This window comes from Agromyces mediolanus (genome assembly GCF_044917495.1).
GTDB lineage: Bacteria > Actinomycetota > Actinomycetes > Actinomycetales > Microbacteriaceae > Agromyces > Agromyces mediolanus_B.
On record NZ_JAVSSI010000012.1, the window covers coordinates 93,276 to 108,412 of the forward strand.

General features: G+C 72.7%; 13 protein-coding genes. 10 read left to right on the forward strand and 3 right to left on the reverse strand.

From position 1 onward, the window contains the following. Positions 1-21: 21 nt before the first annotated feature. Genes ROT00_RS15590 through ROT00_RS15600 form a run of 3 tightly spaced genes read left to right on the forward strand, consistent with a single transcriptional unit; the run spans position 22 to position 1,374 of the window. A complete protein-coding gene (locus ROT00_RS15590) occupies positions 22-360 on the forward strand; it encodes an ArsR/SmtB family transcription factor (protein ID WP_404775946.1) in 339 nt (112 codons plus the stop codon). Beyond that, positions 347-811 (forward strand): SRPBCC family protein, encoded by a 465-nt coding sequence (locus tag ROT00_RS15595; protein WP_404775947.1) that lies wholly within the window; start codon positions 347-349, stop codon positions 809-811. Before ROT00_RS15590 ends, ROT00_RS15595 begins: the two co-directional genes overlap by 14 nt. Continuing rightward, positions 811-1,374 (forward strand): dihydrofolate reductase family protein, encoded by a 564-nt coding sequence (locus ROT00_RS15600; protein ID WP_404775948.1) that lies wholly within the window; start codon positions 811-813, stop codon positions 1,372-1,374. The genes ROT00_RS15595 and ROT00_RS15600 overlap by 1 nt, the downstream gene beginning before the upstream one ends. Here ROT00_RS15600 and ROT00_RS15605 read toward each other — a convergent pair. Next, entirely contained in the window at positions 1,371-2,801 is a 1,431-nt protein-coding gene (locus ROT00_RS15605; protein ID WP_404775960.1) for an MFS transporter, read from the reverse strand. The two genes, ROT00_RS15600 and ROT00_RS15605, sit on opposite strands and share 4 nt — an antisense overlap. A gap of 290 nt (positions 2,802-3,091) precedes the next feature. Here ROT00_RS15605 and ROT00_RS15610 point away from each other — a divergent pair, with 290 nt between their 5' ends. From ROT00_RS15610 to ROT00_RS15630, 5 genes are all read left to right on the forward strand, one after another. Beyond that, entirely contained in the window at positions 3,092-4,408 is a 1,317-nt protein-coding gene (locus ROT00_RS15610) for a sensor histidine kinase (RefSeq protein ID WP_404775949.1), read from the forward strand. Beyond that, positions 4,405-5,319, forward strand: a complete 915-nt coding sequence (locus ROT00_RS15615; RefSeq protein ID WP_404775950.1) for a response regulator — start codon at positions 4,405-4,407, stop codon at positions 5,317-5,319. Before ROT00_RS15610 ends, ROT00_RS15615 begins: the two co-directional genes overlap by 4 nt. Before the next feature lie 355 nt (positions 5,320-5,674). After that, positions 5,675-6,559: an ABC transporter ATP-binding protein gene (locus tag ROT00_RS15620; protein WP_404775951.1), complete on the forward strand. Its 885-nt coding sequence runs from the start codon at positions 5,675-5,677 to the stop codon at positions 6,557-6,559. Continuing rightward, positions 6,556-7,689, forward strand: coding sequence for an ABC transporter permease (locus ROT00_RS15625; RefSeq protein ID WP_404775952.1), 1,134 nt, complete (start codon positions 6,556-6,558; stop codon positions 7,687-7,689). The genes ROT00_RS15620 and ROT00_RS15625 overlap by 4 nt, the downstream gene beginning before the upstream one ends. A 558-nt stretch (positions 7,690-8,247) precedes the next feature. Beyond that, positions 8,248-10,365: an alkaline phosphatase family protein gene (locus ROT00_RS15630; protein ID WP_404775953.1), complete on the forward strand. Its 2,118-nt coding sequence runs from the start codon at positions 8,248-8,250 to the stop codon at positions 10,363-10,365. 216 nt (positions 10,366-10,581) lie between these two features. On the opposite strand, the gene ROT00_RS15635 is transcribed toward ROT00_RS15630, so the two are convergent. Both ROT00_RS15635 and ROT00_RS15640 read right to left on the reverse strand, forming a co-directional pair. Next, positions 10,582-12,255, reverse strand: a complete 1,674-nt coding sequence (locus tag ROT00_RS15635) for an amidohydrolase (protein ID WP_404775954.1) — start codon at positions 12,253-12,255, stop codon at positions 10,582-10,584. Positions 12,256-12,271: 16 nt separating this feature from the next. After that, positions 12,272-13,606: an MFS transporter gene (locus ROT00_RS15640; protein WP_404775955.1), complete on the reverse strand. Its 1,335-nt coding sequence runs from the start codon at positions 13,604-13,606 to the stop codon at positions 12,272-12,274. A 173-nt stretch (positions 13,607-13,779) separates the two neighbouring features. Here ROT00_RS15640 and ROT00_RS15645 point away from each other — a divergent pair, with 173 nt between their 5' ends. Further along, entirely contained in the window at positions 13,780-14,106 is a 327-nt protein-coding gene (locus tag ROT00_RS15645) for a hypothetical protein (protein WP_404775956.1), read from the forward strand. A gap of 101 nt (positions 14,107-14,207) precedes the next feature. Next, positions 14,208-14,990, forward strand: a complete 783-nt coding sequence (locus tag ROT00_RS15650; RefSeq protein ID WP_404775957.1) for a LysR family transcriptional regulator — start codon at positions 14,208-14,210, stop codon at positions 14,988-14,990. Positions 14,991-15,137: the final 147 nt, after the last annotated feature.

Consider the following 15,137-nt stretch of genomic DNA (forward strand, 5'->3'; position numbering starts at 1 on the left):
CTTACATAAGGAGTTGCTTACATGACGGATCAGCTCAGCCTCGTCTTCCAGGCGCTCGCCGACCCCACCCGACGCGCGATGCTGTCGCGACTCCGGGAGGGCGCGGCGACCGTCGGCGAACTGGCCGAACCGTTCGCGATCAGCCGTCCCGCGATCTCCCAGCACCTCAAGGTGCTCGAGCGCGCCGGCCTCATCGAGCGCACCGCCCAGGCGCAGTGGCGCAGCTGCACGCTGCGGACCGAGCCGCTCGACGAGGCATCCGAGTGGGTCGACCGTCATCGCGGCGAGTGGAACGAGCGCTTCGACCTGCTCGACCAGCAGCTCCGCCGACTGAAGGGAACCGGCGATGACCGAGCCTGACGACCGACCGCAGTTCACGATCACCCGCATCCTCGACGCCCCGCGCGCGCTCGTCTGGCGCGCCTGGACCGAGCCCGCGCAGGCCGCCGCCTGGTGGCACCCTCGCGGCATCGACGTCGAGGAGGGCAGCGTCGAGCTCGACGTGCGGCCCGGCGGACGCTACCGCTACACGATGGTGAACCCCGTCGACGGATCGCGCTATCCGACCGCCGGCGTCTACCGCGAGGTGCGACCGCCCGAACGGCTCGCGTTCACCTGGGGGTCGCCGGAGGATGCCGACGACGCGGCCCCGCTCATCACCGTGCTGCTCCGCGAACTCGACGAGGAGCGCACCGAGATGCTCTTCCACCTCGTCGGCATCGAGGCGGGCCCGGGAGACGACAACGTCTACGACGGCTGGACCTCCGCGTTCGACGTGCTCGACGAGCACCTCGCGGACGGGGCCCGCTGATGGGCCGGCTCACGGTGGAGCAGATCGTGTCGGCCGACGGCTATGCGGCCGACGAGCACGGCGGGCTCGACTTCGTCGAGGCCGTGCCCGCGTTCGATGTGACCGACGACGACCAGCTCGCCTTCCTCGAGGACGTCGACGCGATCCTCCTCGGCGCGAACAGCTACCGCATGTTCGTCGAGTACTGGCCCGTCGCCGACCCCGCCACCGAGCCCGTCGCGGAGCCGATCGCCCGACTGCCGAAGTGGGTCGTCTCGAACACGCTCGACGCGGCGCCGTGGGGCGACGGCGAGGCGCAGCTGCTGCGCGGCGATCCGGCGGAATCGGTCGCGGCCCTGAAGGCGGAGCGCGAGCACGTCATCGTCTGGGGCAGCCTGCAGCTCGCCGACGCGCTATTCGAAGCCGGGCTCGTCGACACCCTGCGGCTCCGCGTGGTGCCGGTGCTGCTCGGCGCGGGCCGATCGTTCACCCCGTCCTCGCTCGGCCTGCAGCGCATGACGCTCGACCACGTCGTGAGCTTCCCGACCGGGCACCTCGGACTGACGTACCGCCTGGCGCGCTAGCGCGAATCAGGGGCGCCGGCATCCACCGAGGATGCCGGTGCCTGCTCCGTGGTGGTCGGCTCGGGCGTCGCCTGCGCTTCCTCGGGCGTGGTCGACTCGCCGTCGCCCGCCTGCGCCTCCTCGGGCGTCGTCGGCTCGGCGGCACGGTACTCCCGCGACAGCGTGCGGTACGCCCGCGAGGCGAACGCGCCGAGCCCGAGCGCCGCGGTCGCGAGCCCGCTGACGAAGAACACGAGGGCGATCCCCCTCGCCTCGCCGTCGCCGAGCAGCCAGCCCCAGGTCTCGTGCCCCGCGTCGGAGCGCATGAACGGGATGATCCAGAACTGCGCGATCGGGGCGATGAGGAACGCCGTGACCGGCGCGGCCGCCGCCTCGAACGCCGCGGCGAAGCCGAAGACCCGCCCCTGCTTCGTGAACGGCACGACCTTCTGGATGACGGTCTGCTCCGCGGCCTCGACGGCCGGGACGAGGGCCATGTAGAGCCAGATGCCGACCGCGTACAGCCACCACCACTCGCGCACGGTGAAGAACGCGCCGAGCAGCCCCATGCCGATGACGACCAGGAGCATCGTGCGGATCGGATTGCGCCCGAGCCCCCACTTCGCGATGATGAGCCCGCCCACGATGAACCCCGTCGAGGCGATGCCGAACACGACGCCCCACCACTCGACCTCGAACAGAGTGAGGCCGTACGGATCCATCAGCGCCATGTAGACGCCGCCGATGAGGTTGTTGAAGGTCGAGAAGAGGATGAGGGCGAACAGCCCGGGCGCCAGGCGGATCGCGGCGATGCTGCCGCGGAAGTCGATCGCCGGCGGCCGGCCCTCCTCGACGACGGGTTTCGCCTCGGGGATGCGCACGAACAGCAGGTGCAGCAGGGACACGAAAGTGAGGCCCACCGCGATGATCATCGTCCCGCCCATGCCGAGCAGGCCGATCGCGAGCCCAGAGAACACGCTCGTCACGATGAAGGCGAGCCCCTGCACCGTGCCGACCATGCCGTTCGCGTTCGCGTGCCGCTCGACGGGGACGAGCAGGGTGACGGTGGTCGACAGGGCGATGTTGCGGAGGTGCTCGACGACGGCGCCGAACAGGATGACCCCGGTGAACACCCAGAACCACGGGCCGCCGAGGTCGAGGAGGGCGCGCTCGGGCTGGAGGAGGTAGAGGAGCCCGGCGAGGGCGAACGACGCCAGCGTGACGACGCTCGAGAGCATCATGACCCGGTACTTGCGGTGCCGGTCGACGATGGTGCCGAAGATCATCGAGAAGACGGCGATGAAGAGCATGTACGCGCCGCCGATGATGCCGGTCGCCAGCACCGACTCCGTCTCGAGGTAGACCCAGAAGGTGAGCGCGAACCAGAGGAAGCTCGTGGTGACGTTCGCGACCATCGTGTTGACGAGCACCTGCGCGAAGGTGCGCATCCCGTCGGCGGGCGGCTGATGCGCGGGCGCGGGAGTGGCGGTCGCGGAACCGGGCGAGGTGGTGGCGGGCGCGCCCGGACTCTCGGCGCCGGCCGGATCCGCCGCCGAACCGCCCTCGGTCGGCCTTCCAGGGCCGCGCTGCTCGTCCACGGTGCGAGGGTAACCGCGACGGCCGACATCCGGTACCCCGGCCCGGCGCCCCTCCTCCCCAGGCCCCTCGGTTCCCGAGGCGTCCCCAGCTCCCCCGCACGGCGGATGCCCCGGAGCATCCGTCCCGCTAGCGTGATGGGATGCCCCAACCGCCCGCCCCGCCCGTGCTCGAGGGCGTCGAGTGGATCCGCCCGCGCCCGACGCGGCGGCAGCTGCGCAACGATCTGCTGCTCGCCCTCGTCCTCGCGGCCGGTGCCGCCGCGAGCATCGTGCTCTACCGCGCCACGGGCTACAACGCCGACGGCCCGTGGTGGGCGTCGTTCCTCTGGGCCGTGGCGATGACGCTTCCCCTCGCACTGCGGCGGCGGTTCCCCGAGATCGTCGCGGTCGTGGCGTCCGCCGCGTTCATGACCGGCGCGGTCCTCTACGTGAGCGAAGCGCTGTTCAGCAACATCGCCCTGTTCATTGCGATCTATACGGTGGGGGCCTGGGGTCGCAGTCGGCGGCGCGCGTTCGTCGTGCGGCTCGTGATCGTCATCGCGATGTTCAGCTGGCTGCTCTGGGGCCTCATCTTCTTCTCGACCGTGCAAGACGTGCTGCCCGAGCTGCCGCGCGACGGGTTCCTCTCCCCCTATCTCGCGTACGGCCTCGTGAACGTGCTCACGAACCTCCTCTACTTCGGCGGGGCCTGGTACTTCGGCGATGCGAGCTACCGCTCAGCGCGCGAGCGCGCCGCGCTCGAGCAGCGCACGGCGGAGCTCGCCGCCGAGCGGGAACGATCGCGCCGGCAGGCCGTCGCGCTCGAGCGGGTGCGCATCGCGCGCGAACTGCACGACGTCGTCGCGCACCACGTCTCGGTGATCGGTGTGCAGGCGGGCGCCGCCAGGCGGGTGCTCTCGTCGAATCCGGAGGCCGCGACCGACGCGCTCTCCGCGATCGAGACGAGCTCCCGCGAAGCTGTGACCGAACTGCATGCACTGCTCGGCACGCTACGCGCCGACGGCGAGCCAGAACCCACGGCGAGCATCCTCGGCATCGAGCAGATCGCACGCCTCGCCGCGGAGGCGACCGCCGCAGGGCTGCCCACTGCGTTCGCCGTCGTCGGCGAGCCGCGTCCCGCGCCCACGCTCGTCGAGGCGAGCGCGTACCGGGTCGCGCAGGAGGCGCTCACGAACGTCCGCAAGCACGCCGGTGCCGCCGCGACCGCCGATGTGCGCATCCGGTGGACGGCCGAGCGCCTCGAGCTCGAGGTCACGAACACCGGCATCGTGCGACGTTCCGTCACCGACGCCGCCGAGACCGCCGGGCTCGGCGTCGTCGGCATGCGCGAGCGGGTCGCGGCGACGGGGGGCGAGCTCGAGATCGGCCCGCGGGCGCGCGGCGGCTACCTGGTGCGGGCCGCGTTCCCCCTGCAGTCCGACGGGCGAGCGCCCGCAGTGAACGGAGACGCCCGATGATCCGCGTGCTCGTGGTGGATGACCAGAGCCTCGTCCGTGCGGGGTTCCGCACGATCCTCGACTCCGAGCCGGGCATCGAAGTCGTCGGCGAGGCGGAAGACGGCGAGCTCGCCGTGGCCCGCACCCTGGAGCTCGCACCCGACGTCGTGTGCATGGACGTGCAGATGCCCAACGTCGACGGGCTCGAAGCCACCCGGCGGCTCACCGCCGACCCCCGCGTCGACGCCGCGGTGCTCGTGCTCACGACCTTCGACCGGGAGGACTACCTCTTCGCGGCGCTCGAGGCCGGGGCGAGCGGGTTCCTGCTAAAGAACTCGAGTCCCGAGCGACTCATCGACGCGGTGCAGGTGCTCGCGGGAGGCGAGGCGCTGCTCGCGCCCGACGTCACCCGCCGGGTCATCGAGGCCGCCAGGCGGCACGGCGTGCTCGCCGCGGGCGGCGGCGGGCGCAGTGGCGAGGCGGATGCCCCCGCCGGGACGACCGGGGCCGCCGGCGCGGATGCTTCCACCGGAGCGGATGCTTCCATCGGCTCTGCCAGCGACGACCCTTCCTCCGGGGGAACGGCTGCTCGCGGCGGTGCGACTGCCGCCGGCGGACCACTCGGCCGGGCGACGCCGTCGCCGGACGCCGGGCACGGGCGCACCGACGGCGCCGGCCGTGAGGGGGCATCCGCGTCCGGCACGGCGGCAGGGACGCCGCCGGAGCTCGACACGCTGACCGAGCGCGAGCGCGAGGTGCTCGTGCTCCTCGCCGAGGGGCTCTCGAACGCCGAGATCGCCGCCCGGATGTGGGTCGGCGAGGCGACGGTGAAGAGTCATGTGTCGAAGGTGCTGATGAAGCTCGGGCTGCGCGACCGGGTGCACGCGGTCGTCTACGCCTACGAGCACGGCGTCGTCTCCCCCGCCGTCTGAGTCCCGGCCGACCCCACCCGCGCGACGTCCGGCATCCGCACCCGCGCCCGCCCGCACCCGGAACCCCGCGGCCCGTACCCTGAACCCACGCACCCCGCACCCCGCACCCCGCACCTGTGCCCGCGGCCCGAAGCGCCGCGCGCACGGCGGGAGGAGATTGACACGGAGGGAGGGCGCTTTCCGCCATGGAGTCCTCCGTCGGAGCGAATCTCCTCCGCGCGGGGCGAGGGCGGGTGCGGGCCGGGCGCCGCTCCCCCGCAGGGGGGAGGCGCGGTGCGGGGCGAGGCGACGGCCGGGCTCGGGAACCCGTCGCGCGGCGGATGCCCGCGGCATCCCGGCTGCCTAGCGTGGGAGCATGCTCGAACTCCATCACCTCGGCAAGCGCTTCGGCGAGCGCGTCGCCCTCGACGACGTGTCGTTCCGCGTCGCGCCCGGCCGCCTGACCGGATTCGTCGGCGGCAACGGCGCCGGCAAGACGACGACCATGCGGATCATCCTCGGCGTCCTCGGCGCCGACTCCGGCTCGGTGACGCTCGACGGGCACCCGCTCGGCACCGCCGACCGCCGCACCTTCGGCTACATGCCGGAGGAGCGCGGCCTCTACCCGAAGATGCGGGTGCTCGAACAGACGGTGTACCTGGCGCGGCTGCACGGCTGGACGCCGGCCGCGGCCCGCCGCAACGCGACGGAGCTGCTCGACCGGCTCGGCCTCGCCGAACGGCACGACGACCCCGTCGAGAGCCTCTCGCTCGGCAACCAGCAGCGCGCGCAGATCGCCGCCGCGCTCGTGCACCGACCCGAGGTCCTCGTGCTCGACGAGCCGTTCTCCGGCCTCGACCCGATCGCCGTGGAGACGGTGCAGTCGGTCCTCTCGGACGCGGCCGACTCCGGCGCCCGCGTGCTCTTCTCCTCGCACCAGCTCGACATCGTCGAGCGGATCTGCGACGACCTCGTCATCATCGCCGGCGGCCGGATCCGCGCGGCCGGCTCGGGCGACGAGCTCCGGGCGGAGCACGGCTCCGAGCGCTGGGAGCTCCTCACCGACGGCGACGCCGGCTGGGTGCGCGAGCTGCCCGGCATCCTCGTCACCGACTTCGACGGCGGCTGGGCCCGCTTCGAGGCGGACTCGGATGCCGCGCGCAGGGCGGTCCTCGCGGAGGCCCTCCGCCGGGGCGAGGTCGCCGGCTTCACCCGCGAGCACACCACGCTCGCCCAGATCTTCAAGGAGGTCGTGCAGTGAGCACCGCACGCAGCACCGTGCCCGCCGCGGAGCGCCGGGATCCCGAGCTCCGCACCCCGAAGTTCACCGAGACGGTGGGGCTCATCGCCGGGCGCGAGGTCACCACCCGTCTGCGGAGCAAGGCGTTCCTGATCTCGACCGGCATCCTGATGCTCGCCGTGCTGGCCTCGGTCGTGCTCGGCGGCATCTTCGGCGGGAAGTCGGACCCCGCGAAGGTCGCGGTCGTCGGCACGGCCGCGACCGCGGTCGAGGGCAATGCGGCGCTCGAGGCCGTCCCGGTCGACGACCAGGCGGCCGGCGAGGCGCTGCTCCGCGACGGCGAGGTCGACGCGATCATCGTGCCCGAGGCATCCGACCCGACTGGCCTGCAGGTCATCGGTCTCGACCGCGCTCCCGGCGGCGTCGTGCAGGCGCTGTCGGAGCAGCCCGGCGTCGAGCTGCTCGACCCGGCGACGGTCGACCCGCTGCTCGCGTACTTCATCGCGTTCGGGTTCGGGATCGTGTTCTTCATGTCGGCGATCACCTTCGGCTCGACCATCGCGCAGTCGGTCGTGGAGGAGAAGCAGACCCGCATCATCGAGATCCTGCTCTCGACGGTGTCGGCGCGCGAGCTGTTGACGGGCAAGGTGATCGGCAACAGCGTGCTCGCCTTCGGGCAGATCATCGCGATCGCGGTGCTCGCGCTCGTCGGGCTGCTCGCCACCGGGCAGCGGGTGCTGCTCGGGGTGCTCGGCTCCTCGGTGATCTGGTTCGTGGTGTTCTTCGCGATCGGCTTCGTGATGCTCGCGGCGCTGTTCGCGGCGTCGGCGGCCCTCGTCTCGCGCGCCGAGGACGTCGGCTCGGTGACCTCTCCGGTCACGATGCTCGTGATGATCCCGTACTTCGCGGTGGTGTTCTTCTTCGACAACCAGGCCATCCTGACGGTGATGAGCTACATCCCGTTCTCGGCGCCGGTCGGGATGCCGGTGCGCATCTTCCTCGGTCAGGCCGAGTGGTGGGAGCCGGTGCTCTCGCTGCTGATCCTCGTCGCGACGACGCTCGCCGCGCTCGCGATCGGCGACCGGGTCTATCGCAACTCGCTGCTCCGCACGGGCACGCGGGTGAAGCTCGCCGAGGCGCTGCGGGGGTAGCGGCACTCGGCGGGGCGCTGGGGCGCCCGCGCGGGGCCGGTCGGGGATCTCCCGGCCGGCCCCGCGGTCGTTCGCGGCGGGGAGGCGGCGGGGCGGGACTCACCCGCAACCGCACCCGCACCCGCACCCGCAACCGCAACCGCAACCGCAACCGCAGCAACCGCAACCGCAACCGCAACCGCAACAGCAGCCGCAGCAGCAGCAGCAGCCGAGAGGGTCAGATTCCGACCAGGATGCCGTCTCCACCCTTGATCGGTGTCGGTTTCTGACCCTTCTGGGGAAGGGGCGGGGCGGGCGGGAACGGAGTGGGCGGAGCCGGTGGAGCGGGGCTGCGCCCGTTCCGCCTGGGCCACCTGTATCGACACCTCGGGAGCCGGTTCGCAAGGTGTTCACCTTCCCCGGGGGACATCGCGGCTGGTTCGCGCCGGATCCGCGTGAACCCGCGGCGAACGTGTCTCGACAAGCGGCGATTTCGGTTGAAGCGACGAACGGCGGCTCGAAGACTGGGCACCGGCCGGCATCCGCCCGCCGCATCACCGCCCCGAACTCGGAGACCCCATGCCCTCGCCGAACCGCGCCGCACGCGCCGTCTCGACCTCCCTCTTCGCCGCCGCGCTCTTGGCGGCGCCCGTCTGCGCCCAGGCGGCCGCCGCGCAGCCCGCCGCGGCCCAGCCCGCCGCCGCCCCCGCCAGCGCCGCGGCATCCGCCCTCCAGCCCGCCGCTCCCGCGGAGCGCACCACGAAGACCCTCGTCGTCGGCATCGACGGCGCGAGCTTCGACTTCCTCGAGCCTGCCGGTATGCCGACGCTCGCCGGGCTCCGCGCCGCCGGCCTCACCGCCTCGAGCAACCTCTACGCCCAGCCGATGGCCGGCACGATCTCGGGCGCCGGCTGGTCGAGCATCGCCACGGGCGTCTGGCCCGACAAGCACCGGGTCGTCGACAACAGCTTCAGCGACCCGAACTACGGCGAGTACCCCGACTACCTCACCCGCATCGAGGCCGCCTCGCCCGAGCGGCAGACGCTCGTCGTCGGCACCTGGACGCCGATCCCGCAGACGGTCTTCGGCCCCGCCGTCGACGAGCGGATCGCGGGCGGCAACGACGCCGGAACGACGGCGAAGGTCGTGCAGGCGCTCTCGACCGGCGACCCCGACGACGTGTTCGTGCACCTCGACGAGGTCGACGGCGCCGGGCACTCGGTCGGCACGAACGGCACCGCGTACGGCGAGGCGCTGCGCCGGGCCGATGCGCAGCTCGGCGAGATCCTCGCGGCGATCGACGGGCGCCCGACGCGCGCCGCGGAGGACTGGCTGATCGTCGTCACCGCCGACCACGGCCACACCCCGACCGGCGGTCACGGCGGCAACTCCCCGGCCGAGCGCAAGACGTTCGTCATCGCCGCGGGCCCCGGCATCGAGGCCGGTTCGGTGCGGAACGACGTGAAGATCACCGACATCGCCCCGACCGTGCTCGCCGCCGACGGTATCGCGAGCGACCCCGCCTGGGACCTCGACGGCACCGCGCTCGGCGAGCTCGAGGGCGACGACTTCGACGCGCTGCGCCCGCTGCTGAAGCCGCAGCAGGACGAGACGCGGCCCGGCGCCGGCGTGCTCGGCTGGACCCACGAGGCCCCCGCGGGCTGGACCATCGACAATTCGAAGATGCCCGCGGGCGGCGTCGCCGAGTGGGCGGGCTGGTCGTTCGCGACCGACGACTTCTGGACCGGCGCGGAGCGCGGCCAGATGCGCGAGACGAGCGTCCGCAACCGCGACGTGTTCGCGGTCGCCGACTCCGACGAGTGGGACGATAAGACGCACGACCCGGGCCAGTTCGACTCGACGCTCGTGAGCCCCGCCTACCCGCTCACCGGGGCGACGACGGCGACGCTCGCGTACGCCACGAACTACTTCATCGACGGCCCGCAGTCGGCCGAGGTCTCGGTGAGCTTCGACGGTGGCGAGCCGCAGTCGCTGAAGAACTACCGCATCGACACGAACCGGTTCGAGCGGCTCGAGTTCGAGGTGCCCGCGGGCGCCCGGGCCGCGCAGTTCCGGTTCCACTACACCGGCACGAACAGCGCCTTCTGGACGGTCGACCAGGTGCGCCTCGAGCAGGACGCGGCCCCCGCGATCACCGCGCCCGGCGCCCCGACCGGCGTGACGGCGACGGCCCGCGACGGCCGGATCGACGTGTCGTGGACGGCGCCGGAGTCCGACGGCGGCTCGCCGATCACGGGTTACACGGCGACCGCGGCACCGGTCGCCACGGGAGCTGCGGCGCGGGCCGCGGATGCCTCGGCCCTCGCCGCCGCCCCGCTCAGCTGCACCACGGGCGGCACCTCGTGCACGATCGCCGGCGCGGTGAACGGCACCGCGTACACGGTGCGCGTCGTCGCGGCGAACGAGGCCGGCGCCTCCGCCGACTCCGAGCCCTCGGCCGAGGTGACGCCGAAGGCGGCCACCACGCCCCCGGTCGACCCGGGCACGGGCGGCGGCACCGGCGGGACGGGCGGCTCGACCGGCGGCACCGGATCGGGCTCGGGCACGGATGCCTCGGGCTCCCTCGCCTCGACGGGCACCGAGTGGGCGCTCCCGCTCGCCGGCCTCGCCGCGGCCGGCCTCCTCGGCGGGCTCGGGCTGCTGGCGCTGCGCCGTCGCCGCCCCAGCGCGGGCTGAACGACGCCGCCTCGGACGACCGGGCGACGCCCGACCGCGCCGGACGCGCACCGCCGACACGACGCAGGGCCCGGGTGGAGGCATCCACCCGGGCCCTGCCCGTTCGCGCGCCGCGCCCGGCTCGCCCCGCCCGGAGGGTCGGATTGCGACGCGTTCACCGCTGGAAGGCAGTGATCCGGTCGGAATCCGACCCCTTCGAGCGGTGCCCGGCGGCGCTCAGGCCGCGGGCGCCCGCGCGGGCTCCGCGGCGGCCAGCTCCCCGGCGGCGTCGAAGCCGAAGACGCCGCCGACCATCGTCGCGGCGACCCCGAGCTCGCGGATGCGCTCGGGAGCGACCTGCAGCGGGTCGTCGGAGAGCACGACCAGGTCGGCGAGCTTGCCGCGCGAGAGCGCGCCCTTGCGGTGCTCCTCGTGCACGGCGTACGCCGAGCCGATCGTGTACGCCCGCAGCGCCTGCGCCGGGGTGAGCGCCTCGTGCAGTCCGATCGGCGCCCCGCTCGCGGAGCGGCGGTTCACCATGTCGTGCAGGCTGATGAGCGGCTCGCCCGGCACGACCGGGGCATCCGTCGATCCCGGCAGCTCGACGCCCGCGTCGACGAAGCTCCGCATCCGGTAGGCGAGTTCGACCCGGTCCGCGCCGAGCGCCGCGACGAAGCCGTCGCCGAGCGCCGAGACGAAGCGGCCCTGCGGCACGGGCACGAGCCCGCCCGCGACGATGCGGCGCACCTGCTCGTCGGAGGCCACGCCGACGTGCTCGATCCGGTGCCTGGCACCCGGCCGGGGCATCCGCCGCTGCGCCTCCTCGTACGCATCGAGCACGACGTCGAGCGCGCCGTCGCCGATCGCGTGCGTCGCGAGCTGCCAGCCGTTCTCGTGCCCGCGCAGGATGAAGCGGCGGATCTCCTCGGCCTGCCACTGCAGGTAGCCGGCGTTGCCGGGGGTGTCAGCGTAGTCGCAGCACATCGCGGCGGTGCGGCCGATGAGCGAGCCGTCGGAGACGACCTTGATCGGGCCGATCCGCAGCCATTCGTCGCCGAGGCCGCTGCGGATGCCGAGGTCGACGCCCCAGCCGTCGACGCCGTCGCCGAGCGGTCCGAGGTCGTGGATCGCGTCGATGTAGGGCATCAGCGTGACCCGGGTGCGCAGCAGGCCGCGCTCGCGGGCGAGCTGGAACGCCCGCACGTCGGCGGGCCCGTGGCCGATCAGGGTGCCGCCGATGCCGGGCTCGGTGACGCTCGTGACGCCGTTGCGGAGCGCCCACTCGCTCGCCGCGGCGAGCGCGGCCACGAGCTCCTCCTGCGGCACGGGCTTCAGCACGTGGCTCACGAGCTGCATCGCCTGCTCCTGCAGCAGCCCGGTGACCCGGCCGCCGTCGCGGCCGAGGCTGCCGCCCGCGGGCGCCTCGAGCGCGTCGGGGTCGGCGTGCCCGGCGCGGTGGAACGCCTCGGTGTTGGCGACGGCCATGTGGTTCGAGTTGTGCACGAGGTAGACGGGGCGTCCGCCCGCGATCCGGTCGAGCACGGCGCGGTCGGGGTGGGCGCCGATCTTGTTCTGGTCGTAGCCGTTGCCGATGATCCAGGCGCCCTCGGGCTTCGCCTCGGCCCAGGCCTCGACCCGGGCGTAGAGGGCGTCGAGGCTCGGCGCCCGCTCGAAGGCGAGGTCGAGCTGCACCTGCTCCTTGCCGAGCATCGAGAAGTGCAGGTGGGCGTCGTTGAAGCCCGGCACGACGGGGGCGCCGCCGAGGTCGATCCGCTCGTCGGCGGCGACCCCGTGCAGTTCCTCGTCGAAGCCGACGACGCGGCCGTTCAGGATGCCGATGGCGCTCGCCGTGGGCCGCTCGGGGTCGAGCGTGGTGATGCGGGCGTTGCTGAGGATGGTGTCGATGCGCATGTCGGGGTGCGGCTCCTTACTCCGCGTTCCGCAGCTCGCGCTCGCGCGCCGCGGAGAATCCGGTGATCGCGGCGAGCGCGAGCACGCCGGCGACGGTGATGACGATGAGGGCGATGAAGAAGCCGGCCACGCCGCCCCAGTGCCCGCCGCCGAGGTTCAGGAAGAGCTGCGCGAGAAGCGGGGTGGTGCCGCCGATCAGGGTCGAGCAGAGCTGGTAGGAGAGGGAGACGCCGCTGTAGCGGACCTCGACGGGGAAGGCCTGGGCGAGGAAGCCCGCGAGCACTGCGTAGTAGCCGGTGCCGGCGATCATCGACAGGCCGATGCCGAGGAGGATGAGCCAGGGCTCGCCGGTCGTGACGAGGAGGAAGAGCGGCACGGCGAGCACGGCGCTCGCGGCGAGGCTCCAGATCATGAACCTCGTGGTGCCGACCCGTTCGGCGATGCGGGTGCCGATCGGCTGCCAGATGAACTGGATCACGGCGCCGACGAGCAGGATGTTCAGCATGACCTGGCGGTCGACGCCGAGGGTCGTGGTGGCGTAGGACAGCATGAAGGTGCTGACGAAGTACGCCATGCCGATGCCGAGGCCGCTCGCGAAGACCGCGGCGACGACGGTCTTCCAGTGGTGCTTCAGCAGCTCGAACAGGGGCACCTTCACGGTCTCGGCGGCGGCCTTCGTCTGGGCGAACTCCTCGGGCTCCTCGAGGCGGAGGCGGATGACGAGGCCGATGATGACGAGGGCGGCGGAGAGGAGGAACGGCATCCGCCAGCCCCAGGCGAGGAAGGCCTCGTCGGGCAGGAACGCGGCGAGCGCGAACGCGGTCGTCGCGAGGATGTTGCCGGCGGGCGAGCCCTGCTGCACGAACATGCCGCCGCGGACGGCCTTCGACTTCGGCCCCGATTCGGAGGCGAGCAGCACGGCGCCGCCCCATTCGCCGCCGACGGCGAAGCCCTGGAGGGCGCGGAGCAGGGTGAGCAGCACGGGCGCGGCGACGCCGATGGTCGCGTAGCCGGGCAGGATGCCGATGCAGAAGGTCGCGACGCCCATGATCAGGAGGGTGGCGACGAGGGTGTTCTTGCGGCCGAACTTGTCGCCGAGGTGGCCGAAGACCATGCCGCCGATCGGGCGGGCGAGGAAGCCGGCCCAGAACGTGGCGAAGGAGGCGAGGATCGCGGTCGAGGCATCCACGTTGGGGAAGAACACGGGGCCGAAGGCGAGGGCGGCGGCGGTGCCGTAGATGTAGAAGTCGTACCACTCGACGGTCGTGCCGAGGAAGGCGGCGATGCGGGCGGTGCGGCCCTGCCGGTCTGGGTTCGTGCGGGCGCTGGGGCGCGTCTCGGTCTGTGCCATGGGTGCTCCGTTGCGGGGGATGGGTGCTGACGAGGTGGATGTCCCGGGATCGCCCTATTCTGCGCGCGCCCACATCATGCTGTCGAATACCGAATCTGCACCGTTTTCATGCCTGTGAGGCATGCATGTGGAGGGCGCTGACGGGCTTCCCGGCCCGGCGCTACGGTCCAGCCATGCGCTCACCACTCGGCCCGCTCGCCTTCGCCGCCGGCCTCATCGCTCTCCTCGTGACCCTCGGGTTCCGCCTCGCGCTGTCCGCGCTCTATTGGAACGGCGCCCTCACCATCGGCACGCTGGGGAGCATCGCCCCCATCGTGCATGTCGCGCAGTTCGCCGTCGCGGACGTCTTCGCCGCGGCGGCGATCATCGCGGGCGTCGTGGCGCTCGTGCGACGGGCTCCCCGCCCGGCACTCGCCGGCGCCGGGATCGCGCTCGGCGCCGCCGCCGTCGCCGAGCTGCTCGTCGGCCTGCTGCTCGGGCCGTATCCGCTCTTCAACTGAGCGCGATCGTCGCGCCCCGAGGGGGACGATCGACGGCGGTCGGTGCCGTGCCATGCTCGTGAGCACAGGACTACCGCCGTTTCATGCTCTTGGAGGCATCGATGGAACTCCGCGTCGTGAAGTACTTCCTCGCCGTCGCCGAAGCGGGTTCGATCACGGAGGGCGCGCGCCAGGTGCGCATCTCGCAACCCGCCGTCTCCCGGCAGCTCCGCGCGCTCGAACAGGAGCTCGGCGTCGAGCTCTTCGAACGCGGCCACGGCGCGCTCCGCCTCACGCACGCCGGCCGCCGCTTCCGCGACGTCGGGCGCGACCTCGTCCGCCGCGAGCAGATGGCGCGCAACGCCGTCGGGGCCGAACGGCCGCTCGAGACGCGCCTCGTCGCGGTCGCGCCGTTCGCCACGATCCTGCGCACGCTCGCCCCCTTCGCCGCGGCGCACGGCGCGAGGCATCCCGTCATCGACGCGATCGAGTGCGAGCCCAGTCTCGTCTTCGACCGCACCGTCGCGCTCGGCGCCGACTTCGGCGTCTCCACTGTGCCACCGCCCGCCGACTGGGCCGGCCGGCGGCTGTCCCCGATCGGCATCACCGCGCACGTGGCGCCGGGGCATCCGCTGCACGGCCGGGCCGACGTCGAGGTCGCCGAGCTCGTCGGGCACCCGCTCATCCTGATGGACCGCACGAACCAGGCGCGGATGGTCTTCGACGACGCTCTCGCGGAGTCGGGCCTCGCCCTGCCGGAAGCGACCGAGATGAGCTCCTCCTTCATGGCGCAGGGACTCGGCGCGGCCCGGGCCGGGGCCCGCGGCCCCACCCAACACCCCCCCCTCCCGCGGCACCCCCCCCCCCCCAATCCCCCCCCCCCGCCCCCCCCCGTGTTGCACTAAAACCGCCGGGCCCCCCCCCCCAAAAAAAAAAACAAAAAAAAAAAAAACAAAAAAAAAAAAACACAAAAAAAAATTTTTTATTTTTTTTTTTTTTAAAATTATGTGGGGGGGGGGGGGGGGGGGGGGGGGGGGGGGGGGGGGGGGGGG

What these genes read in the sequence shown, in the direction of transcription:
- ROT00_RS15605 (WP_404775960.1), bottom strand. Translation starts at nt 2,801, where the DNA reads ATGCGCACCTTCGCGCAGGTGCTCGTCAACACGATGGTCGCGAACGTC.
- ROT00_RS15640 (WP_404775955.1), bottom strand. Translation starts at nt 13,606, where the DNA reads ATGGCACAGACCGAGACGCGCCCCAGCGCCCGCACGAACCCAGACCGG.
- ROT00_RS15610 (WP_404775949.1), top strand. Translation starts at nt 3,092, where the DNA reads ATGCCCCAACCGCCCGCCCCGCCCGTGCTCGAGGGCGTCGAGTGGATC.
- ROT00_RS15650 (WP_404775957.1), top strand. Translation starts at nt 14,208, where the DNA reads ATGGAACTCCGCGTCGTGAAGTACTTCCTCGCCGTCGCCGAAGCGGGT.
- ROT00_RS15590 (WP_404775946.1), top strand. Translation starts at nt 22, where the DNA reads ATGACGGATCAGCTCAGCCTCGTCTTCCAGGCGCTCGCCGACCCCACC.
- ROT00_RS15635 (WP_404775954.1), bottom strand. Translation starts at nt 12,255, where the DNA reads ATGCGCATCGACACCATCCTCAGCAACGCCCGCATCACCACGCTCGAC.
- ROT00_RS15600 (WP_404775948.1), top strand. Translation starts at nt 811, where the DNA reads ATGGGCCGGCTCACGGTGGAGCAGATCGTGTCGGCCGACGGCTATGCG.
- ROT00_RS15595 (WP_404775947.1), top strand. Translation starts at nt 347, where the DNA reads ATGACCGAGCCTGACGACCGACCGCAGTTCACGATCACCCGCATCCTC.
- ROT00_RS15620 (WP_404775951.1), top strand. Translation starts at nt 5,675, where the DNA reads ATGCTCGAACTCCATCACCTCGGCAAGCGCTTCGGCGAGCGCGTCGCC.
- ROT00_RS15615 (WP_404775950.1), top strand. Translation starts at nt 4,405, where the DNA reads ATGATCCGCGTGCTCGTGGTGGATGACCAGAGCCTCGTCCGTGCGGGG.
- ROT00_RS15645 (WP_404775956.1), top strand. Translation starts at nt 13,780, where the DNA reads ATGCGCTCACCACTCGGCCCGCTCGCCTTCGCCGCCGGCCTCATCGCT.
- ROT00_RS15630 (WP_404775953.1), top strand. Translation starts at nt 8,248, where the DNA reads ATGCCCTCGCCGAACCGCGCCGCACGCGCCGTCTCGACCTCCCTCTTC.